Below are 21,667 nucleotides of genomic sequence, written 5' to 3' on the forward strand. Positions count from 1 at the left end.
GGCGACGACCGGGTCAGGAGGGGGCGGCCAGCCCGGTCGCCATCGCCGTGACCAGTTGCGCGTCCGGGGTGTCGCCCGAGAGTTCCCAGGCGAAGGCGCCCCCGAGGTGGGTGCTCACGGCGTACGCCATCTTGGTCCTGATGGTCTCGGGGGTGTCGTAGCTCCACCAGCGGTCGCCGCAGAACGCGTAGGCCGTGCCGCCCACCGTGCCGGTCGGGGGACAGGTGCGGCGGAGGACGTCGTAGTCCTCCAGGCCCTCCTCGTAGCGGCCCCGCGCCGGTCCCGTCGCCTGCCCGCCCGGCGCCGCGCTGGTCACCCCGGACCAGCCGCGGCCGTAGAACCCCACGCCGAGCAGCACCTTCTCCGGCGGAACCCCCAGGCCGAGGAGGCCGCGCACGGCGGCGTCGGTGGTCGCGGCCGGTCGCGGGATTCCCGGGTACGCCCTCAGCGCCGAGTGTGGCGCGGTGGGCCCGGTGCCGCCGCCGGTGCCGAAGAAGTCGTAGGTCATGGCGCTCAGCCAGTCGGCGTGGCGGGCGATCGCGGCGTAGTCCGTGGCCCGCAGCTTGCCCAGGTCGGCCGGCACCGCCGCGGTCACCACGGCGTCCGGGCCGAGCTCGTGCCGCAGCGCCGCGACGATGCCGGCCAGCGCCTGCGGGCCGCTCTCGTCGCAGGTCAGCCCGCACGCGTTGGGGTACTCCCAGTCGACGTCGATGCCGTCGAAGAGCCCGGCCCAGCGGGGATCGCGGAGCAGCCGGGCGCACGAACGCGCGAAGGCACCGGGGTCCTGCGCTGCCTCGGTGAAGCCGCGGGAGCCGGTCCAGCCGCCGAACGACCACAGCACCCGCAGCCCGGGGTGGCGGGCCTTCAGCTTGCGCAGCTGCCCGAAGTTGCCCCGCAGGCCCTGGCCCGCCACGTCAGCGACCCCGTCCACACTGTTCCGCGCCGCGATCGGCTTGCCCTGGTCGGCCCACGTGTCACCGGTGGCGCAGGTGCCGTCGGTGACCTTGCCGAAGGCGTACACGAGATCGGTGAGCCGTCCCGCCGCGCCGGAGGTCTCCACGTCGCGCACCTGGTCGTTGCCCCAGTTCGTGAAGTATGCGACGACGCGCGGCATCGGACCTGCGGCCGAAGGCGCGGGCCGGGGTGGGTCCGCCGGAGCCGAGCAGCCGGCGAGCAGCGCCATGGCGGCGAGAACGGGTACGACCCGCACGCGGGCCTCCCCATCCCTCGCAGGTCCGGCGAACCTACCTCGACGGCGGCGCGGACGGCGTGGCCGCTAACCCGATCGTGTAGTCCTGGATCGTGTAACACGCCTCGTCGTCGATCGCGTTCGTCGACGGGTCGATGGTGATCCGCACCGGGTGCGCGTCTACCGGGTCCCGCTCCACCCGCACCACCTCGGCACCGGCCCGCTGAGCCGTGGCGGCCTCCTCCTCGAGCTGCCGCAGCGTCGGTACGAGATCCGCGATGCGCAGCATCAACGCCCTCTTCGCCGCCTGGTCAAGCCCTTCGGTGCCCGTCACCCTGCCGTCCGCGACAGTCACGCGGAACCGGCCGATGAGCGCGCGCTCGCCGCACTCGGAGCCCAGGGTGAACGCGTACTTCGCCGGGGGCGTCCAGGTGGCCGGCGCCGTTGCCGGGGCCACCGGCTCGGCGTCGGCGCAACCGCCCAGGAGCAGGGCCAGAGTGGCGTACGGGAGAAGTCGGCGCACGGGTCCCTCCAGGGAGTCGACGTACCGGTCCGACGCCGGCCGCCGGGGCACGGTTCCCCGGGTCACCCGTAGTGTCGTTCGCTACGCGGTCCGCACGGTCGCGACGCACTGTGCGATCGTTTTCTCGTGGCCGTACAAGCAGGTGGGAGGCGCAGGGACGACCTGCGCGCTCTGTTCGCCTGGCCGCGCGTCTACGACCGGGCGAAGGCGGTCGTCCGCAACGGCGTGACCACGTTCGTCGTCCTCACCGTGACGCTGTGGCTGATGCCGGGCGTCCGCGCCACCGACGTCGTCGACACCATGGGCCTGGTCCTGCTCGTCGCAGCGGTGGGCGCGGTGCTGCGGCCGCTGCTGCTGGCCGGGGTCATCGCCCTCGGTGGCTGGGGCGCGATGCTGCTCGGCGTCGTGGCCCAGGTCACCGTCATGGCCGTCGCCCTCGAGCTGGACCCGTCGAAGCGGCTCAGCGGCTGGCCCACCGTCGGGGTCGCCGCGCTGCTCGCGGTGATCTGCGCCGCGATCTTCGACTGGATGGTGGACAGCGGCACCGAGGACACGTTCATCAAGGAGGCCCGGCGCCTCATGCGCGGCATCCGGCGGCGGCAGGCCCGTCAGGCCGGCGGCCGGCTGCTCACGCTGCGCCGCCCGCGGCCGGGCACCGAACCGGGGCTGCTGATCATCCAGCTGGACGGGGTCGGTGAGCCGGTGCTGCGGTGGTCCGTACGCGCCGGCAACCTGCCGACCATCGGACGCTGGCTGCGCTCGGGCACCCACGTGATGCGCGGCTGGCACACCGGCCTGCCGTCGACCACCCCCGCCTCCCAGGCCGGCATCCTGCACGGCGCCTCCGGCCGGATCCCGGGCTTCCGGTGGTACGAGAAGGACACCGGCCGGCTGATGGTCTCCAACCGGCCCCGCGACGCGGCCGTGATCGAGTCGCGCCTCTCCGATGGCCGGGGCCTGCTGCGCGACGGCGGGGTCAGCATCGGCAACGCGTTCTCCGGCGACGCCGCTATCAACCTGCTCACGGTCAGCCACGCGGCGTTCCCGGGGCGCTCGGCGCGCGGCTGGGCGGCGTTCATGGCGAGCCCGTTCGGCTTCACCCGCGCGCTGGTGCTCGGCGTCGGCGAGGTCTTCACCGAGCTGCACCAGGCGCGGCTGCAGCGCCGGCGCAACCTGCAGCCGCGGGTCAGCCGCTCCGGCGCGTTCCTGGCCCTGCGGCCCGCCTCGATCCTGCTGCGCGACGTCAACGTGTCGCTGGTGGCCGAGCAGATGGCCCGCGGCGCCCCGGTCGTGTACTGCGACCTGGTCGACTACGACGAGGTGGCGCACCACGCCGGTCCCGCGCGGCCGGAGTCGCTGCGGCAGCTGGAGAGCCTCGACCGGATGCTCGGCGTGCTGGAGCGGCTGGGGGCCGAGGCGGCGCGGGCGTACCGCATCGTGGTGCTCTCGGACCACGGGCAGAGCCTGGGTGCCACGTTCCGGCAGCGCCACGGCGAGACGCTCGACCAGGCCGTCGCCCGGTTCTGCGGGCCGGATCCGGCCGAGGCGCCCCGCTCGCCCGCCGAGCAGGAGGCGACGAAGGAGCCGGACTACCCGACCGGCCCGGTCGCTCCGGTGCTCGTGGTCTCCTCCGGCAACCTGGCCCTCGTCTACCTGACCCGCCACGCGGAGCGGCTGGACCGCGCACGCATCGAGCAGATCTACCCGCGGCTGATCACCGGGCTCACCGGGCATCCCGGGATCGGGCTCGTGGTGGTGCAGGAGGAGGACGGGCCGGTCGCGTACGGCTCCGCGGGCAGCCACCGGTTGGCCGACGGCACCGTCGAGGGCGTGGACCCGCTGTTGCCGTACGGCCCGCAGGCCCGCGCGGACCTGCTGCGCCACCAGCGCTCCGAGCACGTCGGTGACCTCGTGCTGATCAGTACGGTGGACCCGGTGGCCAGCGAGGTGGCCGCGTTCGAGGAGCTCGTCGGCTCGCACGGCGGGCTGGGCGGCTGGCAGACCGAGGCGGTGCTGGTGCACCCGGCCGAGTGGCAGATCACCCACGGCGACCTGGACGGGCCGGACGCCGTCCACCGGCAGCTCGTGGACTGGCTGGACCTGCTGGGGCTGCGTACGCAGAGCGCCCGGCTGGACGAGTTGACCGCGCCCGCCCCGCCCGCGATCGAGCAGTTCGCGATCGCCGAGGAGGACCGCGACGGCGCGGCGGCGCGACTTTCGCACAGCCGTGATGGTTGATTGAAATGTGCGTTTTATCCTTTTTGCACGGCGGCTGCTGCTGACCGTCGCCGCCGCCACCGCCCTGGTCACCGCCTCCGGATCGGCGCCCGCGCTCGCGGTCAGCGCCGGCCCCGACAAGGCACCGCTCTTCAACGGTTCCGTGTACGCGATCGCGTACCGCGGCGGGACCGCGTACGTCGGAGGGTCGTTCACCAGCGTGAGCTGGGGCGGGCGTACGTACGCGCGGGCCCGCCTCGCCGCCTTCGACGCATCCTCCGGCACGTTGCTGAGCTGGGCGCCGGCGGCAAACAGCACCGTACGGGCCCTCGCCGTCAGCGGCTCCTCGGTGTACGCGGGCGGTAACTTCACCACCGTCTCCGGCCGCTCCCGGGACAACCTGGTCCGCCTCGACGCGGCCACCGGCGCGGTCGGAAGCTTCGCGCACCGGGTCAGCGGGGTGCCGTACGCCCTCGCCGCCGGCAACGGCCGCCTCTACGCCGGCGGCAGCTTCACCGCGGTGGACGGCTCCACCCGGCGCAACCTGGCCGCCTTCTCGCTGACCAGCGGCGCCCTGGACGGCGGCTGGCGGCCCAGCGCCGACGACTCGGTGCACGCGCTCGCCGTCACCAGCTCGCGGGTCTACCTGGGTGGCTCGTTCCACCTGATCAACGGGGTCAGCCGGACCCTGCGCGTCGCGGCGGTCAGCCCGTCCGGCGGCTCGGTCGACCGCGGCTTCCTGCCGACGGCTCCGGCCCAGGTCAACGGGCTCGCCACCGACTCCGCCGGGGTGTACGCGGCCACCGGCGGCCAGGGCGGCCGGGCGATCGCGTACACCACCGGCGGCACGATGCGCTGGCAGCGGGTCTTCGACGGCGACGCGGTGGCGGTCGCCGCGCTGGGCGGGACGATCTACGTGGGCGGCCACTTCGACCGGGCCTGCACCACCGTCAACAACGGTGCGCACGGCGCCTGCACCGACGGCTCGGTGTCCCGGGTCAAGCTCGCCGCCATCAGCGGACGCGGCGCGCTCACCGGCTGGGCACCGCAGGCCAACGGCGTGATCGGCGTCCGTGCGCTGGTGGTCGACCGCACCCGCGGCGCGATCGGTGCGGGCGGCGACTTCACCACCATCGGCGGCCAGAACCGTAAGCGGTACGCGTCCTTCCACTGACGTCCCGGCCCGGCGACGGTGCTCACTGCTGAAGTTTGGCCAGCGTGAGCACCTCGCCCCGGATGCCCCAGCCGCCGTCGGCGACCTCGTCCACCAGCACCATGGTGGTGGCGCGGACGTCGTCGCCGAAGGTCTCGGCGTACAGGTCGGTGACCTTGGTGATCAGCTCCTCCTTCTGGGCCGGGCCGAGCAGGCCCGCGGGCACCTTGAGGTTCGCGAACGGCATGGTGTCTCCTTCATCGTGGTCCGGCCTCCCACGGTGACCGGCCGACCGGGCGGGAACCAGGGGACGTCAACCCCTGGCTGAGCCGCCCGGGCCCGGTGACACTGGGAGGATGGATCTTGCGGAGCTGGGGGCGTTCCTGCAGTCCCGGCGCGCGGCGATCACCCCGGCCGAGGTGGGCCTGCCGCCCGGCCCGCGCCGCCGGGTCGCGGGCCTGCGCCGCGACGAGGTGGCCGTTCTCGCCGGCGCCTCTGTCGACTACTACACCGAGCTGGAACGCGGTCGCGGCGCCCAGCCCTCGCCGCAGGTGCTCGGCGCGCTGGCCCGGGCCCTGCGCTTGGGCGACGACGAACGCGACTACCTCTTCCGGCTCGCCGGCCACCTCACCCCGCCGCCGCGGCCGGCCATGCCGCAGGCCGTCCAACCCGCCCTGAGGTCGCTGCTCGACCGTCTCGGCGCCACGCCCGCCCGGATCCTCACCGACCTGCACGAGACCCTGGCGCAGAACGACCTCGCCACCGAGCTGCTCGGCGTGCCCGAACCAGGCAGTTTCCTCGAGCGCTGGTTCACCGATCCGGCCGCCCGGCACGTCTACCCGGCCGAGGACCACCCGCACCACTCCCGGGTGCTCGTCCACGACCTGCGCGCGGCCGTCGCCCGCCGCGGCCCGCACACGGAAGCCTCGGACCTGGTGGCTGAGCTCCGGGAAGCCAGTGCTGAGTTCCGTACGCTGTGGGAGACCGGGAACGTCGCGGTCCGTCGCGGCGACCGGAAGCGGATCAACCATCCCGTACGCGGCACGCTCACGGTGATCTGCGAGAACCTGTTCAGCGAGGACGGCCGCCAGCGCCTCCAGTTCTTCACGCCATTGCCGGATGTAACACAATGAGCCGGTGCGGATCACGACGCTCGGCCCGCTGGCCGTCGACGGCCGGCCGGTGCGCGGTGAGCGCCTCGCCGCGGTGATCCGCGAGCTCGCCGCCGCCCGGGGCCGTGCGGTCTCGGCGGCCGCGCTCGTCGACGCGGTCTGGGACGGCGACCCGCCCGAGGACGCCGCCGGTGCGGTGCAGGCGCTGGTCTCCCGGGTACGCCGCCTCGGCCTGCCGGTCGTGGCCGTGGCGGGCGGCTACCGGGTGCCCGCCGACCAGGTCGAGACCGACGTCGTCGCCGCTCGCGCGCTGGTGGACCGGGGCCGCGCCGCCCTCGGTGCCGGTGCGGTGGCCGACGCGCGCCGGGCCGCCGAGGAGGCCCGCGCGTTCTTCCCCGAGGTGCCCGAGCTCACCGGCGTGGAGGCCGCCCGGCTGTTCAGCGACGTCGCGGCGTTGCGGTCCGAGGCGGCGCTGGCCGGCGGGGGGCCGTACGAGGAAGCGGACCTGCGGCTGCTGGCCGGGCGTACGCCGCCGGACGAGCCCGCCACCGCGCTGCTGGTGCGGGTGCTGGCGGCGCAGGGCCGGGACGCCGAGGCGCTCGCGGTGGTCGACGAGCTGCGCCGCGAGCTGGCCGACCGGTACGGCACCGATCCGTCCCCGGTGATCGCCGACGTGCACCTCGCGCTGCTGCGCGGCGAGCTCAGGCCCGCGGCGCAGTCCCGTCCCCCGTCCCGGGCCGCGATGCCGCGTTCCTGGCAGCGGCCCGGCACCCCGCTGGTGGGCCGCGACGGCGACGTGGCGGCGGTGGAGGCGGCGCTGGCCGAGGCACCGCTCGTGACGATCGTGGCGACCGGCGGGGCCGGCAAGACCCGGCTCGCGGCCGAGGTGGCCCGCCGGGCGTCCGGCCCGGTCCGCGTCATCGAGCTCGCCGGCATCCGGGCGCCGGGCGAGGTGCTGCCCGCGGTGGTCGCCGCGCTCGGCGGGGCGGAGACGGCCGTGCCCGCCCCGGCGCTGACCCTCGAGCGGCGGGTGCTGAGCCCGGAGGACCGGCTGCGCGTGGCCGCGCCGGAGCTCGACGGGCTCGTCGTGCTGGACAACTGCGAGCACGTCCTGGACGCGGCCGCGGCGGCCGTCGCCGACCTGCTCGCGGTCGCCGCACCGGAGCTGACGGTGCTGGCCACGAGCCGGGCGCCGCTCGGGCTGGCCGGGGAGGCGGTGCACCGGCTGCGGACGCTGCCCGACGGCGAGGCGATCCGCCTGCTGGAGAGCCGGGCCCGGGCCGGCGGCGCCGTGTCCACCTGGGACGACGCGCAGGCGCTCGCCCTGTGCCATCGTCTCGACAACCTGCCGCTCGCCCTCGAGCTGGCCGCCGCCAAGCTGCGGCACATGCCCGTCGACGACGTGCTGACCGGGCTGGACGACCGGTTCACCCTGCTGGACGACGCGCTGCGCGGCCTGCCCGAGCGGCACGCGAGCCTGTGGGCGATGGTCGACTGGAGCAGGGAGCTGCTCAAGCCCGCCGACCAGGAGCTGATGCAGCGGCTGGCGGTGATCCCGGCCTCGTTCACCGCTGACACGGCAGCTGCGGTCGCCGAGGTGCCCGACGTCCGCCGCGGCCTGGCCGTCCTGGTCGAGCAGTCCCTGCTCACGCTCGAGGACGGCGAGGGCGGCCCGCCGCGCTATCGCATGCTCGAGACCGTCCGCGAGTACGGCGAGGCCCGGCTCGGCGACCGCGCCGAGGCGATGGCCGGCCTGGTCGCGTGGGCCCGGAACCGCTCGGTGGAGCTGGCGGCCGAGCAGATCGGGCCGCGGCAGCTCGACGTCCTCGCCGCGACGGCCCGCGAGCAGGAGAACCTCGTCGCGGCGCTGCGCTGGGCGGTGGACCGCGACGACGAGGCCGCCGCGGTGGACGTCAGCGCCTCGATCTTCTACCTCTGGCAGGTGCGTGGCCTGCACGTCGAGGTCTCCGGCTGGGGGCGGACGCTGCTGCACACCGACGACCCGGTGGCGCGGATGCGCTCGGCCGTGGCCGGCGGACACGCGGACGGCAGGGCGCTCCCGAACGCCGACCGGCTGGCCGCCCTCTGCCTCATGCTCGGCATCAACGCCGGCATCACCGGCCCGGTCCGGGTCGCCGTGCTGGCCCGCCGCGCCCTGCGCCGGGTCGTCGCCGAGCGGTCCGCCGAGATCTCGCCGCGCTACCTCGCGCTGGCGGCGCAGCTTCCCCGGCTCGACCGGTTCGAATCGCAGGACGCACTGCGGGGCGCCGAGGAGCTGATCGGGCACGCCGACCCGTACGTGCAGGCGCTGGCGCTGTTCATGCGGGCGGTGCTGCGCGAGAACGGCGGCATGCCCGAGGAGTCGCTCAACGACGCCAAGGCCGCGTACGCCCGCTTCGAGGCGGTCGGCGACCACTGGGGCATGGCGATGTCGGCCGGGGCGATCGGGCAGTCCATGACCCCTCAGCAAGAGGAGTCGGTGCAGTGGCTCCGGCGCGGCGTGGAGCACATGGAGATGCTGGGAGCCGCGCAGGACGCCCGGTCGATCCGCGTGGTGCTGGACGGGCAACTCGCCGCGGCCGGCGATGCCGAGGCGGAACGCCGGTTGCACGAGACGGCGACGTCGGGCCACGCCGAGCCGGAGCAGGTCGCGCAGGCGTACCTGAGCCTCGCCCACCTGGCGTGGCAGCGGCGCGACCACGACGAGACGCTGAGGTGCGCCGACGCGGTGATGCGCACGCTCGGCCAGTTCACCCAGCCGGTGCCGCAGCTGCGGGTCCTGTTCGAGGTCACCGTGGCGGCCCTGTACGTGACGGTCGCCGCTGAGCGGCCGGTCGAGGGGGCCGACGCGCGGGCGGCGGCGCTGCTCGCTCAGGTCCGGGACGAAGGGCTGCCGTTGCAGGACGCCCAGTTCGCGGGTGGGTGGGCGCTGGGCGGCGCCGCGCTGGCCGCGTACCGCGGGGATGTGGACGGTGCGGGGGAGCTCTGGGCGGCGGCCCGCCGGATCGGCGCCTACGACCGGATGATGTTCCCGTCCGGGGACACCGGACGGCTCGCGGTGGCCCTCGGGGACGAGGACCACCGCAAGGCGTTGCTGGCCGCGCACGCCGATGAGCAGGTGACGGCGACCGTCGCGCGCATCCACGAGCTCATGGCGCGCCTGCTCAACTAGCCTTCCGCCGGTACGCCCGCAGCGCCAGCGGCATGAACACCACGACGAACCCGGCGCACCAGGCGAGCGTCCACCAGATGTGGTTGCCGATCGGCGTACCGAGGAACAGCCCGCGGGTCGCGCCGACCAGGTGCGTCAACGGGTTGACGTCCACGAAACCCTGCATCCAGCCGGGCAGCGTCTCGGTGCCGACGAAGACGTTGGATGCGAAGCTCAGCGGCATGATCAGCGCGAACATCAGGCCCTGCACCGCGCCGGGGGTCCGTACGTTCATCGCGACGAAGACCGGCAGCCAGCTCAGGCACAGCGCGAACAGCACGGCGAGCAGGCATCCGGCGAGCGCGCTCAACGGGTCGGTGGTGATCCGGAAGCCCATCACGTACCCGATCGCCAGGGTCACCCCGGTGACGATCACGTAGCGGACGATGTCGCCGAGCACCGCGCCGACCAGCGGCGCCGAGCGGGGCACCGGCAGCGACCGGAACCGGTCGAAGATGCCCTTCTGCAGGTCGGTGTTGAGGTTGACGCCGATCGCGATGCAGCCGGTGGCGATGGTCTGCGCCAGGATGCCGGGCAGCAGGAACTGCAGGTAGTCGTGGGTGGAGCCGGCGACCGCGCCGCCGAAGATGTACACGAAGATGACCAGGAACAGCGCCGGCTGCAGGGTCACGTCGATGAGCGCCTCGGGCGTCCGCGCGGTCTTGATCAGGCTGCGTTTGGTCAGGGCCAGGGAATGCCGCAACAACCTCAGCGGGCGCTTGCGTGGTACGGCCTCGGCCGGCATGACCGGGTTGGAACGGGACGGCTTGGCGGCGAGCGTGGTGGTCATGCGGGAACCTCTTCCTTCTGGGGTGCGCCGGTCAGCGTGAAGAAGACTTCGTCGAGGCTGGGCAGGTGCAGGGACAGTTCGGTGACGGCGACACCGGCGCCGGCCAGCCGTGCGACCGCCTCGGTCAGCGCCGCGTCACCGGCCACCGGGACGGCGAGGACGCCCTTGCGGATCTCGTCGGCCGCCGCGCCCGTCGACACCTCGGACAGGATCGCCGCGGTGCGCCCCAGGTCGGTCAGGTCGGCCGGGCGTACCTCCAGGGTCTGGCCGCCGACCACCCGCTTGAGCCCGTCCGGGGTGTCGTGGGCGATGACCCGGCCGTGGTCGATCACGGTGATCTCGTCGGCCAGCGCGTCGGCCTCCTCCAGGTACTGCGTGGTGAGCAGCACCGTCGCGCCGCCGGCCACCAGCGTGCGGACGACGTCCCACATGTCCTCGCGCTTGGCGGGGTCGAGGCCCGTGGTGGGTTCGTCCAGGAAGATCACGGCGGGGGAGCCGACCAGGCTCGCCGCCAGGTCGAGGCGCCGGCGCATGCCGCCCGAGTACGTCTTCGCCATCCGGTCGGCGGCGTCGGTGAGGTCGAACCACTCGAGCAGCTCCGCGGCCCGCCGCCGCGCGCCGGCCCGGCCGAGGTCGAGCAGCGTGCCGAAGAGCTCCAGGTTCTGCCGGCCGGTCAGGTCCTCGTCGACGGAGGCGTACTGGCCGGTCAGGCCGATCGACTGGCGGACCCGCTCGGCGTCGCGGACGACGTCGTGGCCGGCGATCCGCGCCGAGCCGCCGTCCGGGGTGAGGAGCGTGGAGAGGATCCGTACGGCGGTGGTCTTGCCGGCGCCGTTGGGCCCCAGCACCCCCAGCACCGTGCCGCGCGGTACGGCGAGGTCGACGCCCTGCAGCGCCTTCGTCCTGCCGAAGTGCTTGACGAGGCCCTCGGCCTCGATGATCAGGTCTGCTGTCATGCCGCCCAGCGTGCGCGGCGCCGCTGACACGGCGCCGACATCGTGCCGACACGGCCTGACAGGCGGCTACAGACCCCGGTCGCGGATCTGCCGCTCGATGACGTTCCAGTAGCGTCCCGGCGCGACGCGGGCCAGCAGGTCGGCGAGCTTCGCCACCCGGGTGATCACCAGCCGGGGCTTGCGTGACTGGACGGCCGCGACGATCTGCCGCGCCGCCTCCTCCGGCGGCAGGGTCAGCGCCTTCTCGGTGAACCGCTCGATCTGCGCCGCCTGCCGGCCGTCCACGTCCGGCCCGCTCAGCCGCGCGTTACGGGCGATGTTGGTGCGTACGCCGCCGGGGTGCACCACGGTCACGCCGACCCGGCCGGCCAGCTCGTGCCGCAGCGCCTCGGAGAAGCCGCGGACGCCGTACTTGCTCGTCGCGTACGCGACCTGGGCCGGCGGCGCTATCAGCCCGAACAGGCTGGAGATGTTCACGACGTGCGAACCGGGACGGCTCAGCAGCTGGGGCAGGAACGCCTTGGTCATCCGGACGACCGCGTGCAGGTTGATCTCCATCAGCCAGTCGAAGTCCTTGAGGCTGTTCTGCTCGAACGTGCCGCTCAGCGCGACGCCGGCGTTGTTGACCAGCAGGTCCGCGCCGCCGTGCCGGGCGGCCACCTCGGCGGCCAGGTCGGCGCGGTCGCCGCCGTCGGCGAGATCGATCACGTACGTGTCCACCTCGGCCGCGCCGATCTGCCGGGCGGTCTCGGCGACCCGGGCCAGCCCGTCGGCGTCCCGGTCGACCAGCACGAGCACCGACCGGCGCTTCGCGAGGTCGAGCGCGAGCGCGGCGCCGATGCCGCTCGCCGCGCCGGTGATCACGCACGTACGCCCCGCGAACGCGAATCTTTCCATCGATCGATTATCACCGCTGAGGCGCCGAACCACGCCACATGTGACGCGTACCGGTCGCGCTGGCCGTCCCATGAGGGCGGCGCGCCGGTGCTGCGGTTGTCCCGCCTCGGCGACGCGTACCTGGAGAAAGCTCAGGATCGCGCGGTCTTGCGCGCGGCAGTCTTCCGGGCCGTCGCGGTGCTCGCGGTCTCGGTTTCCGGCTGCGGGTCCGGGGTCGACGCGGCCCGGTCGCGTTCCTTCTCGCGGCGGATCATGTCGGCCAGGAGCTGCTTGTCGTACTTCGCCTCGGCGGCCCGGGCCTTGTCGCGCGCCTTGCCGGCCTTCGCCGCGGCCTTCTTGCGTGCCTTGAGCAGCTCGGCCCGCCGCTGCCGGGCGGCCTTCAGTGACCGCTTCAGGCGGGCCGCCTCGTCGACGGCGTTGCGCAGCGACTGCTGCTGTTGCGTCGTCAGGTCGGCGATCGTCCTGAGCTGGTTGTCGAGGTCGGTCACGGTCGCCTCGGCCCGTTCGGCGGCGGCGCCGGCGGCACCGGCCCGGTCCCGGCGGCGGTCGAGTGTCTGGTCGGTTGCGGTCACGGTCATCACTCCCATCCGGTCCTTCCCCAGCGGTACCCGGACGGGTGACGGTCAAGCCTGCGAGTCGACTTCCACCGTCTCGTCGTCGGCGGCCGCGGCCCGGGCGCGGCGCCGGCGGATGTGGCGCATGTGCAGGGCGGCGTACGCCCCGATGGCCAGCACGATCGCGGCGAGCGCCCACCACTTGTACTTGTGGGCGTGGTCGATGATGTCGACGAGGTGGGTGCCGAGCAGGTACGCCACCGTGGTCCACCAGCCCACCCAGAGCGCGGCCCCGATCGCGTTGTACAGCAGGAACGTGCGCCACGGCATCGCGGTGATCCCCGCGATCACGCCGTTGAGCTGCCGCAGCCCGTCGATGAACCGGGCGACCAGGACGACCCGGTTGCCGCGCCGGGCGAAGAACTTCTCGGCCCGTTCGAGCCGCTCGGGCGTGATGAAGATGTACCGGCCGAACCGGTGCACCGCCTTGCGGCCGCCGCGCACGCCGATCCAGTAGCCGACGTTGTCGCCGAGCACCGCCGCGACGAAGGAGACCGCCGCCACGGCGAAGATGTCGAGCCGCCCCCAGCTGGAGTAGATCGCCGCGGCGACCATGATCGTCTGGCCGGGCGCCGGCACGCCGAAGCTCTCCACCCCGATGACCCCGGCCACCGCCAGATATCCCCAGTTGTCCAGGATCGGGGCCACCCCGTGCAGGAAGCTCGGCAGGTCGTCGGTGGGCGGCATGGGTCCTCAAGCGCTCCCGTCATCGGTGTGGGGCGGCGGCCCCTGTGGCCTGACACGGTATCCGCCGGGCGGGCGGCCAAACACGGGTGTGCCCCGACGATCCCTCGCCGGGGCACCCGATGTCGTGCTTACGCGGTGATAGCAACCGCTATGCAACGAAGGTTAGTTCTGCGGTGGCACGTCGCCCGGGCCGCTGCCCCACGTACGGCTCGGGGTCGTACTCAGGGTGTAACTGAGCTTGCCGCCCTTGGTGACCGCCGAGGCCGGAAGCCAGCCCTTGGTGGTCGCCTTGCCGTCGACGGTGAGTTTCTGGACGTAGATCGCCTTGGCGTCGGTACGCGGCGCTTCGATCGTCAGATCCGCGCCGCTGCCCAGGTGCACCACCGCGCGGGGGAAGAGCGGGCTGGTCAGGGCCAGTTCCGCGCGGGTCGGCACGGTCGGGTAGAGGCCCAGGGCGGAGAAGACGTACCAGGCGCTCATCGTGCCGGCGTCGTCGTTGCCCGGGATGCCGCCGGTGCCGTTGCTCCACTTCCCGTCGATGATCGCCCGGACCGTCTCCTGCGTCTTGTACGCCGCCCCGAAGTAGTTGTAGAGGTACGGCGTCTGGATGTCCGGCTCGTTGGTCGCGTCGAACTTCGTGCCGCTCGTGGCGCTCAGGTCGAACGTGCCGTCGGGCTTGCGGAAGAAGCCGTCCAGCCGCTCGATGGCCGTGGCGGTGCCGCCCATCTTCTCGGCGAGCGTCACCACGTCGGAGTACACCATCCAGGTGTACTGGGCGCTGCTGCCCTCGACGAAACCGGTGCCGGTGGACGGGCTGAAGCCCTCGGCCCAGGTGCCGTCGCTGTAGCGGTCCCGCATCCAGCCCACGGCCGCTCCGTCGGCGGGCACCGGGGTCGGTACGGCCGGGTCGGCCAGCTCCAGCTCGGCGAGCTGCACGATCGGCGCGCCGCCGTTCGCGGTCACGTTCAGGCGGTAGTACGCGTACGGCTTCGGGTCGCTGACCTCGTACTCCTTGGTCTGCCCGCGCTTGTCGAAGCTCTCGCCGGACCGGGAGTCGACCGTCGTCCACGTGCTGCCGTCGGCGGAGCCCTGCAGCTCCCAGTCCTTCGGGTCGCGCTCGGGGACGTCGTTGGCGGAGGTGAGGGCGTACCGGTTCACGGTCAGCGGCGAGCCGAGCTTCGCCTGGATCCAGCCGGTGGTGGCGAACGTGAGCCACTTGGTGCCCTTGTCGCCGTCGAACGCCTGCGCCTTGCCCTCGAACGGGGCGTTCTCGGCGCTGGCCTGGATCTCGGTGATCCGCTCCCGGATGTTGTGCTCGAGCCCCGGGTCGGCCTTGGCCTGCGGGTCGAAGACGTTGCGCCAGTTGTGCGACCGGTCCAGGAACTCCGCGTGCTTCTCGTCGTCGCCGAGCGCCTTGGCGAGCTCCGCGATGCCGTAGTCGGCCGCCGCGTCCTCCAGCGTCTCCGCCGCGCCGCCCCAGCAGTGGCAGTCGTCGGCCGGCACGTAGCCGAGCTTCAGGTACTTGTCGAGGGCCGGGCGCTGGCCCACGCACTCGACGTTGCAGCCGGCGTCGCTGGAGTCGTTGGCCGTCGGCACGGTGGCCGCGTGCACGAGCGAGTCGAACGCGCCCTTGACGTCGAAGTCGCGGGCGCCGAAGGCGTGCATGCCGGCGACGGCTGCCGCCGCCGGGTCGCCTGACATGACCGCGGTCTTGCCGTGCTGCAGCAGCCACCGGTCCCACTCGCCGTCGCGCTGGGTGGCGTAGTTGAAGAGGCTCTGCGCGTAGTCGCTCGCCATCTTCTGGTCGAGCAGGGCGAGCAACTGCACCTGCGCCCGGTACACGTCCCAGCCGGAGAACGTCCCGTATTGCGCCTTCTGTCCTGTGGACAACGTGTGGATTTCGTCGTCGGCGCCGTAGTAGCGGCCGTCGACGTCACTGGTCAGCGTCGGCTCGAGCATCGAGTGGTACAGCGCCGTGTAGAAGGTCGTCTTCTGGTCCTCGGTGCCGCCGCCGATGCCGATCTTCTTCAGCCGCTGCGACCACGCGGCCCGCGCGCCGGCCTGGATCGCGGCGAAGCTCAGCCGCTCCGGCGACTCCGCGGCGAGGTTCTTCTGCGCGCCGTCGAGGCTCACGTACGAGATCGCCACGCGCATGCCCACGCTGGTGGTGCCGGGGGCGAAGGTCACGTACCCGCCCGAGCCCTTGCCGGCGTTCGGCCGGCCGGTCGAGCTGTATCCGCTGCCGCCCTGGGCGTCCGTGCCGCCGGGGGTCAGCGTGGTGTCCTTCCACGTACCCGTGGCAGCGAACGGCTTGTCCAGTTTCGCGACGAAGTGCAGCGTGTAGTAGGCGTGCGAGTTGTTGGTGCTCTGCGGGCCGCAGAAGTTGCCCGCGCTCACCGAGCCGGTGACCGTCTGTGTCGCCGGGTCGATGTGGACCGTCGCGTCTTCGCTGCCGGTCTCCGACAGCGAGGTGCGGAACAGCAGGCTGGCCGCCTTGTCGGCGGGGAACGTGAACTTCCCGAATCCCGTACGCGGCGTCGCGGTCAGTTCCGCCCCGGCGCCGCTGTCCAGCCCGACCTTGTACCAGCCCGGCTTGGCGGCCTCGTTGGCGTGCGAGAACGTGCTGGCGTAGACCGCGTCGGTGGCGTCCGCGGTCGGCGACCCGGCCACCTCACCGACGTGCGGCATGATCGGGATGTCCCCGTTGGCGCCCGAGCAACCGACGCCGCTGAGGTGCGTCAGGCTCAGGCCCCGGATGCGCGTCGCCGTGTACTGGTAGCCGCCCGGTGCGGGCGTCGACAGCTGGTTGCCGCGCGAGGTCTGCGGGCTCCACGCCAGCATGCCGAACGGCGTGACCGCGCCCGGGTACGTGTTGCCGAGGTTCGTGCTGCCGATGAACGGGTTGACGTACGACGCCGGCTCCGCGACCAAGGGCGGTAGGGGCGCGGCGGCCTGCGCGGCCGCGCCGATCGGAACGGTCAGCGCCACCCCGGCGAGGGCGGCGACGGTACGGAGTCCGAGCATGCGGGGTCCCCCTGATGACATCGATGTCAGACCATGTCGGAGGTCAGCCTCCATCGACTCGATCCGATGTGTCAACCACCCGCGCCGAGGTGTACACCCGGTGAACTCGGTCCGTGGTTGAACTGTCGCCCGGTGAGATCCGTTCCTCCTCCTGGAACGTTCGCCACGAGGAGGACCCCGTCTTGTCTGTCTCCCTGCGGGAAGTGCTGGCCACCCGCCTGCGCCGGTCGGCCACGCCCACCTCCCCGGAGGCCCCCGCCGAGCCGACGTCCCCCGAACCGGCCGCCGTCGCCGAGCCGGCCACCGCCGCCGCTGAGCCGACGTCCTCCGCCGCCGAGCCGCCGACCGCCGAGCCGGCCGCCGCTGCCGCCGAGCCGGCCGCCGCTGCCGCCGAGCCGAGTCGTCTGCGCCGGGTCGCCGGGCGCGCCCTCACCGCCGGCGCGATCGTGTTGATCTTCGCCGGGCTGATCATGCCGAACATCGTCAACCGGCTCGAACGCCCCGGCACGTACGTCCGCCTCCCGATCGAGGGCTTCCTCGCGCTCGGCCTGCTCCTGGTCCTGCCCGGCCGCTGGAAGCGGATCGTCGCCGGCGTGCTCGGCGCCGGCCTCGGCCTGCTGATGGTGGAGAAGTCCCTGGACATGGGCTTCTACCAGGTACTGGCCCGCCCGTTCGACCCGGTCCTGGACTGGGTGCTGCTCGACGACGCCGAGGCGTTCCTGCGGGACTCGGCCGGCGAGGCGGGCGCCATCGGCGCGCTGATCGGCGTGATCGTCCTCGTCCTGGCGATCATGAGCCTGACGACGCTGGCGGCGCTGCGCATCGCCCGCGTGGCCGCGAAGCACCGTACGGCGACCGCGCGGACGGCGCTGGCCGGAACGGCGGTATGGGTGACCTGCTTCGTGCTGGGCGTCCAGGTCTTCGGCAACATGCCGGTGGCCGCCCGCGCCAGCGCCATGTACGCCTGGGACCGCGCCCACATGGTCCGCGGCGGCCTGCGCGACGAGGCGAACTTCGCCCGTGAGGTCAAGATCGACGCGTTCGCGAACGTACCGGGGGACCAGCTGCTCACCTCGCTGCGTGGCAAGGACCTGCTGCTGACGTTCGTGGAGAGCTACGGCCGCTCGGCGGTCGAGGACCCGGCGATCAACGCCGGCACGGTGGAGGTGCTCGACGAGGGCACCGCGACGCTCGCCAAGGCCGGGTACACCGCGAAGAGCGGCTGGCTGACCTCTCCGACCTTCGGCGGCGGCAGCTGGCTCGCCCACTCCACGCTGCTCTCCGGCCTGTGGATCAACAACCAGCAGCGGTACCGCAACCTCACCTCGAGCGAGCGGCTGACGCTGACCAGCCTGACCCGCAAGGCGGGCTTCGACACGATGAGCGTCATGCCGGGCGCGACCCGGGCCTGGCCGGAGGGCAACTTCTACGGCTACAACCGCGTCTACGACTCCCGCACCATGGGTTACGCCGGCCCGCGCTTCGGCTGGGGACCGCAGCCCGACCAGTACACGCTCTCGTGGCTTCAGAAGAACGTGCACGGCCCGGCGCACTCGCCTCTGTTCGTCGAGATGCCGCTGGTCTCGAGCCACACCCCGTGGGTGCCGATCCCCAGCATGATCGACTGGAACGACGTGGGCGACGGCTCGGTGTACGAGCAGATCCACGCGCGCGCCAAGAAGCCCGGCTCGGTCTGGAAGGACCCGGCGAAGGTCAGGCACGAGTACGCCCGCTCGATCCAGTACACGCTCTCGACGCTGATCTCGTACCTGGAGAAGTTCGGCGACGACGACACGGTCATGGTGTTTCTCGGCGACCACCAGCCCGCGCCGATCGTGGTCGGCGAGACCGCCAGCCACGACGTGCCGATCACGATCGTCGCCAAGGACCCGGCCGTGCTGGACAAGATCGCCGACTGGGGCTGGACCGACGGGCTGCGTCCCGCCGCGAGCGTCCCGGCGTTCCCGATGAACCAGTTCCGCGACAAGTTCCTGACCGCGTACGGCCCCTCGGGCGAGGTCGCGCGGGCGATGTCGCCGCCGCGCCGCTGACGCCTCAGGCCGTCGGCCGGGCCGCTCGCAGGCCGTCCAGCAGCAGGGTGCAGACGACCTGCAGTTCGTGGTCGATGCCCGGTTCCGTCCAGGCGCCGGCCAGGCCGGGGTGGTGGAACCGGGTGGTGGCGGTGAAGACGGCCCGGGCGGTCTCGGCCGGGTCGGCCCGCTGCAACGAGCCGTCGGTCATGCCGTCGGTGAGGATGGTCTCCAGCTGCCCCAGCAGGTCCGCCACGTGGTCGACCGCCGCGGCGCTGTCCTCGGTGACCAGGGCCTTGTAGGCGGCGAACAGTTCCGGATCGTCGTGGGCCTTGGCCCGCTTCGCGACCAGGAGGGCGGCGAGCCAGCGGCGCAGCCGCTGCGGCGGCGGGATCTCCGTGTCGCGCGCGATGGCCGCCAAGGTGTCCCGGTCACGGTTCAGCCAGCGCCGGGAGACGGCCTCGCGCAGTGCCGTCTTGGACGGGAAGTGCTTGTAGACGGCGGCGTGGCTGACGCCGAGCGCTCTGCCCACGTCCACCACGGTTGCCTTGGCCGGCCCGTGGCGGCGCAACACGTCCTCGGTGGCGGACAGGATCGCTTCGGCGTCCAGCGGTTCACGCGCCCGCATCAGGCGGCGCGGTTCGGCGAGGCGAGCATTTTCCGAGCGTACTGGGCGACTTGGTGACAGGTTTCAGATTATGTACTCTGTAACCCGTTCCAGCGAATGGGGGTCAGACGTGGCGATCTTGGTGACCGGTTCACGTGGGCAGGTGGGCGCCGCGGTCCTCGGCGAGTTGTTGGCCGCCGGGGCCCCGGTCCGCGCGTCCGCTCGCTCCCCGCAGCCGGGCGACTTCCCGCCCGGCGTCGACGCGGTGCGGGCCGACCTGACCGATCCGTCGACGTGGCCGGCGGCTCTCGCCGGCGTGCAGAAGGTGTTTCTGTACGCCCATCCGGAGACCGCGGCGGAGTTCGCGGCGGCGGCCGAGCGGGCCGGGGTCGAGCATGTGGTCCTGCTGTCGTCCTACACGGTGATGGCTGCGGACGCCGAGGCCAACCCGATCGGGCGGCGCCACCTCGCGGCGGAGCGGGAGCTGGCCGGTGCCCGTCTCACCCGGACCTTCGTGCGCCCCGGCTACTTCGCCACGAACTCGTTGCGCTGGCAGTCCATCCGCACCGACCGCGTGCTGCGCACCGCGTTCCCGGATGCGACGACCGCGCCGGTCCACGAGCGCGACATCGCCGCCGTGGCGGCGCGAGCGTTGCTGAACGACACCGCTGACGCCGCCTATCCGGTGCTCGGAGCGGGTCCGGTGACCATTCGGGATCAAGTCGCCGCGATCGCCGAGGCGCTGGGGGAGCCGGTGGTCCTGCAGGAGGTGGACGTCGACACGTACCGCGCCGACCTGATGACCCAGCTTCCCGGCCCGCTGGTCGAGCTCCTGATCCAGTCCGGCGGCAGCGTGCATCAGCTGCCGCCCGAGGTGGCCACCGACGCCGTGCCGGAGCTCCTCGGCCGGCCGGCCCTGACCTTCGCCGAATGGGCGCGCGACCACGCCGACGACTTCCGCTGAAGCCGCGCCGGGACAATCACGCCGTCCGGGTCGGGACTCGCCCGTGCCGTCCGGGTCGGGACTCGCCCACTGCTGTCAGGTCAGCACACGCCAGGTGTGCGGTTCGAGGGTGGCGGTGCCGCCGCCCGGGGCCGGCACCTCGGCGGGCTCGTTGCCCACGTTCAGGGCCATGACGAGCCGGTTGCCGTCGGCCGCCGCCTCGTAGACGAACTGCTCGTTCGTCAGATGCAGCGTCGTGGTCCGCGCGCGGTGCAGCCACGGGTTGCGGCGGCGAAGGGCGACCAGTTCCTGGTGTACGTGGTAGAGCGGGCGGCCGAACGGTGCCAGGTCCGCCGGCTTCTCGGGGAACGGCGGCCGGACCGCGTCGTCGCCGCCCGCCCGATCCTCCTTCACGCCGCGGAAGCCCTGCTCGTCGCCGGAATAGATGCTGGGCGTGCCGCCGACGGTCATCAGGACGGCGACGGCGAGCGGGATGTCGCGCTCGTCGCTGAGCCGGCTGGCGAGCCGCGTGACGTCGTGGTTGCCGGTGAACGTCTGCGGCACGAAGGCGGCGAGGAAGTCGTTGTGGCGTTCCATGGCCCAGCTGAGCTCGAAGAAGTTCCGCGACTCCAGCGCGCTCCAAATGGCCTTCCACAGCTCGTACTGGGTGACCGAGTCCATCGTGGAGCGCGACACGACGTCCTGGTAGTCGCCGTGGATCACCTCCCCGACGAAGTACGCCTCCGGGAACTCGGCCCGTACCCGGGGCAGCACCCGCGCCCAGAACGCGGCCGGGACGGCGTACGCGGCATCCAGGCGCCATCCGTCCGCGCCGCGCCGCAGCCAATGGATCATCACGTCGGCGACGTAGTCGGCGACGGCCGGTTCGAGATGGTTGAGGGCGACCAGCGCGCCGTGCCCCTCGAAGGTCGCGTAGTCCGGTTCGCTGCGCCCCTCCCGCCAGGTCAGCCGGAACCACCCGGCGGTCGGCGCCTCCCGGCCACGGGTGAGCACGTCCTGGAAGGCGGGGTGGCCGCGGCCGACATGGTTGAAGACCCCGTCGAGCAGCACCCGCAGCCCGCGCCCGTGGGCGGCGGCGACCAGCGCGTCGAAGTCGCCGTCGTCGCCCAGCCGGGGGTCGATGCGGAAGTGGTCGACGGTGTCGTACCCGTGGGTCTCGGACGCGAAGACCGGCCCGAGCATCAGCCCGGAGGCGCCCAGCTCAATTACGTAGTCCAGCCACGCGTCGAGGCGCCGCAGCCCGCCGTTGTCGTGCTCCGGGTACGCGCCGGCGAAGCCGAGCGGATACACCTGCCACCACACGGCGTGCTGAACCCACGAGGCCTCATTCATCGGGCCACTCTACGGCCGCCCGGCCACGGCGAGGCGCCGGCCCGAGCCGGGCGAGGCAGGGCTGCCTGGACGTGGCGAGGCGCAGGGCTGCCTGGACGTGGCGAGGCGCAGGGCTGCCTGGACGCGGCGAGGCTCAGGCCCAGTCGGACGCGGCGAGGCGCAGGCCTGAACCCGGGCGTCCCGGACATGGCGAAACGCCGGCCCGAACCGGGCCGGCGTTTCCTGGTGGTGCGAGGGTCAGAGGGTCTCGGCGGCGAGCTGGGTGCGCAGCTTGGTCAGGGCCTTGGTGAGCAGGCGGCTGACGTGCATCTGGGAGATGCCGATCTGCTCGGCGATCTGCGACTGGGTCAGGTTGCCGTAG

Annotated in this window: 18 protein-coding genes; 6 read left to right on the forward strand and 12 right to left on the reverse strand. The window is 73.0% G+C overall.

Annotation, left to right across the window (positions count from 1 at the left end; all coding sequences use genetic code 11):
* Positions 1 to 13 precede the first annotated feature (13 nt).
* Complete coding sequence (locus IT780_RS29340; RefSeq protein WP_372443818.1) at positions 14 to 1,210, reverse strand: glycoside hydrolase family 18 protein; 1,197 nt, start codon at positions 1,208 to 1,210, stop codon at positions 14 to 16.
* A 34-nt stretch (positions 1,211 to 1,244) separates the two neighbouring features.
* On the reverse strand, positions 1,245 to 1,712 hold the full coding sequence (locus IT780_RS29345; RefSeq protein WP_199515034.1) for a DUF6174 domain-containing protein: 468 nt from the start codon (positions 1,710 to 1,712) through the stop codon (positions 1,245 to 1,247).
* A gap of 126 nt (positions 1,713 to 1,838) precedes the next feature.
* On the opposite strand from IT780_RS29345, the gene IT780_RS29350 reads away from it, so the two are divergent.
* The gene (locus IT780_RS29350) at positions 1,839 to 3,950 is read left to right on the forward strand and encodes an alkaline phosphatase family protein (RefSeq protein ID WP_199515035.1); all 2,112 of its coding nucleotides are present in this window, start codon (positions 1,839 to 1,841) and stop codon (positions 3,948 to 3,950) included.
* 7 nt (positions 3,951 to 3,957) lie between these two features.
* Positions 3,958 to 5,103 (forward strand): NHL repeat-containing protein, encoded by a 1,146-nt coding sequence (locus tag IT780_RS29355; protein ID WP_307831444.1) that lies wholly within the window; start codon positions 3,958 to 3,960, stop codon positions 5,101 to 5,103.
* A gap of 22 nt (positions 5,104 to 5,125) precedes the next feature.
* Here the strand turns inward: IT780_RS29355 and IT780_RS29360 are convergent, their stop codons facing one another.
* The gene (locus tag IT780_RS29360; protein WP_199515036.1) at positions 5,126 to 5,329 is read right to left on the reverse strand and encodes a tautomerase family protein; all 204 of its coding nucleotides are present in this window, start codon (positions 5,327 to 5,329) and stop codon (positions 5,126 to 5,128) included.
* Positions 5,330 to 5,438: 109 nt separating this feature from the next.
* Between IT780_RS29360 and IT780_RS29365 the strand changes: the two genes are divergently transcribed.
* Complete coding sequence (locus IT780_RS29365; RefSeq protein WP_199515037.1) at positions 5,439 to 6,215, forward strand: helix-turn-helix transcriptional regulator; 777 nt, start codon at positions 5,439 to 5,441, stop codon at positions 6,213 to 6,215.
* Between the two features lie 4 nt (positions 6,216 to 6,219).
* Positions 6,220 to 9,366 (forward strand): ATP-binding protein, encoded by a 3,147-nt coding sequence (locus IT780_RS29370; protein WP_199515038.1) that lies wholly within the window; start codon positions 6,220 to 6,222, stop codon positions 9,364 to 9,366.
* Here IT780_RS29370 and IT780_RS29375 read toward each other — a convergent pair.
* From IT780_RS29375 to IT780_RS29400, 6 genes are all read right to left on the reverse strand, one after another.
* Positions 9,359 to 10,195: an ABC transporter permease gene (locus IT780_RS29375; protein ID WP_307831445.1), complete on the reverse strand. Its 837-nt coding sequence runs from the start codon at positions 10,193 to 10,195 to the stop codon at positions 9,359 to 9,361. The two genes, IT780_RS29370 and IT780_RS29375, sit on opposite strands and share 8 nt — an antisense overlap.
* Complete coding sequence (locus IT780_RS29380; protein ID WP_199515039.1) at positions 10,192 to 11,151, reverse strand: ATP-binding cassette domain-containing protein; 960 nt, start codon at positions 11,149 to 11,151, stop codon at positions 10,192 to 10,194. The genes IT780_RS29375 and IT780_RS29380 overlap by 4 nt, the downstream gene beginning before the upstream one ends.
* Positions 11,152 to 11,217: 66 nt before the next feature.
* A complete protein-coding gene (locus IT780_RS29385) occupies positions 11,218 to 12,048 on the reverse strand; it encodes an SDR family NAD(P)-dependent oxidoreductase (RefSeq protein ID WP_199515040.1) in 831 nt (276 codons plus the stop codon).
* Positions 12,049 to 12,179: 131 nt separating this feature from the next.
* Positions 12,180 to 12,626, reverse strand: coding sequence for a hypothetical protein (locus tag IT780_RS29390; RefSeq protein ID WP_199515041.1), 447 nt, complete (start codon positions 12,624 to 12,626; stop codon positions 12,180 to 12,182).
* 45 nt (positions 12,627 to 12,671) lie between these two features.
* The gene (locus tag IT780_RS29395; protein WP_199515042.1) at positions 12,672 to 13,349 is read right to left on the reverse strand and encodes a DedA family protein; all 678 of its coding nucleotides are present in this window, start codon (positions 13,347 to 13,349) and stop codon (positions 12,672 to 12,674) included.
* A 162-nt stretch (positions 13,350 to 13,511) separates the two neighbouring features.
* Complete coding sequence (locus tag IT780_RS29400) at positions 13,512 to 16,373, reverse strand: GH92 family glycosyl hydrolase (protein WP_199515043.1); 2,862 nt, start codon at positions 16,371 to 16,373, stop codon at positions 13,512 to 13,514.
* A 182-nt stretch (positions 16,374 to 16,555) separates the two neighbouring features.
* On the opposite strand from IT780_RS29400, the gene IT780_RS29405 reads away from it, so the two are divergent.
* A complete protein-coding gene (locus IT780_RS29405) occupies positions 16,556 to 18,424 on the forward strand; it encodes a sulfatase-like hydrolase/transferase (protein ID WP_307831446.1) in 1,869 nt (622 codons plus the stop codon).
* A 4-nt stretch (positions 18,425 to 18,428) separates the two neighbouring features.
* Here the strand turns inward: IT780_RS29405 and IT780_RS29410 are convergent, their stop codons facing one another.
* On the reverse strand, positions 18,429 to 19,031 hold the full coding sequence (locus IT780_RS29410) for a TetR/AcrR family transcriptional regulator (protein ID WP_199515044.1): 603 nt from the start codon (positions 19,029 to 19,031) through the stop codon (positions 18,429 to 18,431).
* A gap of 109 nt (positions 19,032 to 19,140) precedes the next feature.
* On the opposite strand from IT780_RS29410, the gene IT780_RS29415 reads away from it, so the two are divergent.
* Positions 19,141 to 19,974, forward strand: a complete 834-nt coding sequence (locus tag IT780_RS29415; RefSeq protein WP_199515045.1) for an SDR family oxidoreductase — start codon at positions 19,141 to 19,143, stop codon at positions 19,972 to 19,974.
* Positions 19,975 to 20,049: 75 nt separating this feature from the next.
* On the opposite strand, the gene IT780_RS29420 is transcribed toward IT780_RS29415, so the two are convergent.
* Positions 20,050 to 21,306: an alpha-amylase family protein gene (locus IT780_RS29420; RefSeq protein WP_199515046.1), complete on the reverse strand. Its 1,257-nt coding sequence runs from the start codon at positions 21,304 to 21,306 to the stop codon at positions 20,050 to 20,052.
* Between the two features lie 237 nt (positions 21,307 to 21,543).
* Positions 21,544 to 21,667, reverse strand: a 124-nt coding sequence (locus tag IT780_RS29425) for a sigma factor-like helix-turn-helix DNA-binding protein (RefSeq protein ID WP_267910100.1), incomplete at its 5' end; no start/stop codon positions are given.

Origin of the sequence: Nucisporomicrobium flavum (genome assembly GCF_016464385.1) — a bacterium.
GTDB lineage: Bacteria > Actinomycetota > Actinomycetes > Mycobacteriales > Micromonosporaceae > Actinoplanes > Actinoplanes flavus_A.

Coding starts and splice junctions, on each gene's coding strand:
- IT780_RS29390 (WP_199515041.1), bottom strand. CDS start 12,626: ATGACCGTGACCGCAACCGACCAGACACTCGACCGCCGCCGGGACCGG.
- IT780_RS29420 (WP_199515046.1), bottom strand. CDS start 21,306: ATGAATGAGGCCTCGTGGGTTCAGCACGCCGTGTGGTGGCAGGTGTAT.
- IT780_RS29375 (WP_307831445.1), bottom strand. CDS start 10,195: ATGACCACCACGCTCGCCGCCAAGCCGTCCCGTTCCAACCCGGTCATG.
- IT780_RS29365 (WP_199515037.1), top strand. CDS start 5,439: ATGGATCTTGCGGAGCTGGGGGCGTTCCTGCAGTCCCGGCGCGCGGCG.
- IT780_RS29410 (WP_199515044.1), bottom strand. CDS start 19,031: ATGCGGGCGCGTGAACCGCTGGACGCCGAAGCGATCCTGTCCGCCACC.
- IT780_RS29385 (WP_199515040.1), bottom strand. CDS start 12,048: ATGGAAAGATTCGCGTTCGCGGGGCGTACGTGCGTGATCACCGGCGCG.
- IT780_RS29380 (WP_199515039.1), bottom strand. CDS start 11,151: ATGACAGCAGACCTGATCATCGAGGCCGAGGGCCTCGTCAAGCACTTC.
- IT780_RS29395 (WP_199515042.1), bottom strand. CDS start 13,349: ATGCCGCCCACCGACGACCTGCCGAGCTTCCTGCACGGGGTGGCCCCG.
- IT780_RS29360 (WP_199515036.1), bottom strand. CDS start 5,329: ATGCCGTTCGCGAACCTCAAGGTGCCCGCGGGCCTGCTCGGCCCGGCC.
- IT780_RS29400 (WP_199515043.1), bottom strand. CDS start 16,373: ATGCTCGGACTCCGTACCGTCGCCGCCCTCGCCGGGGTGGCGCTGACC.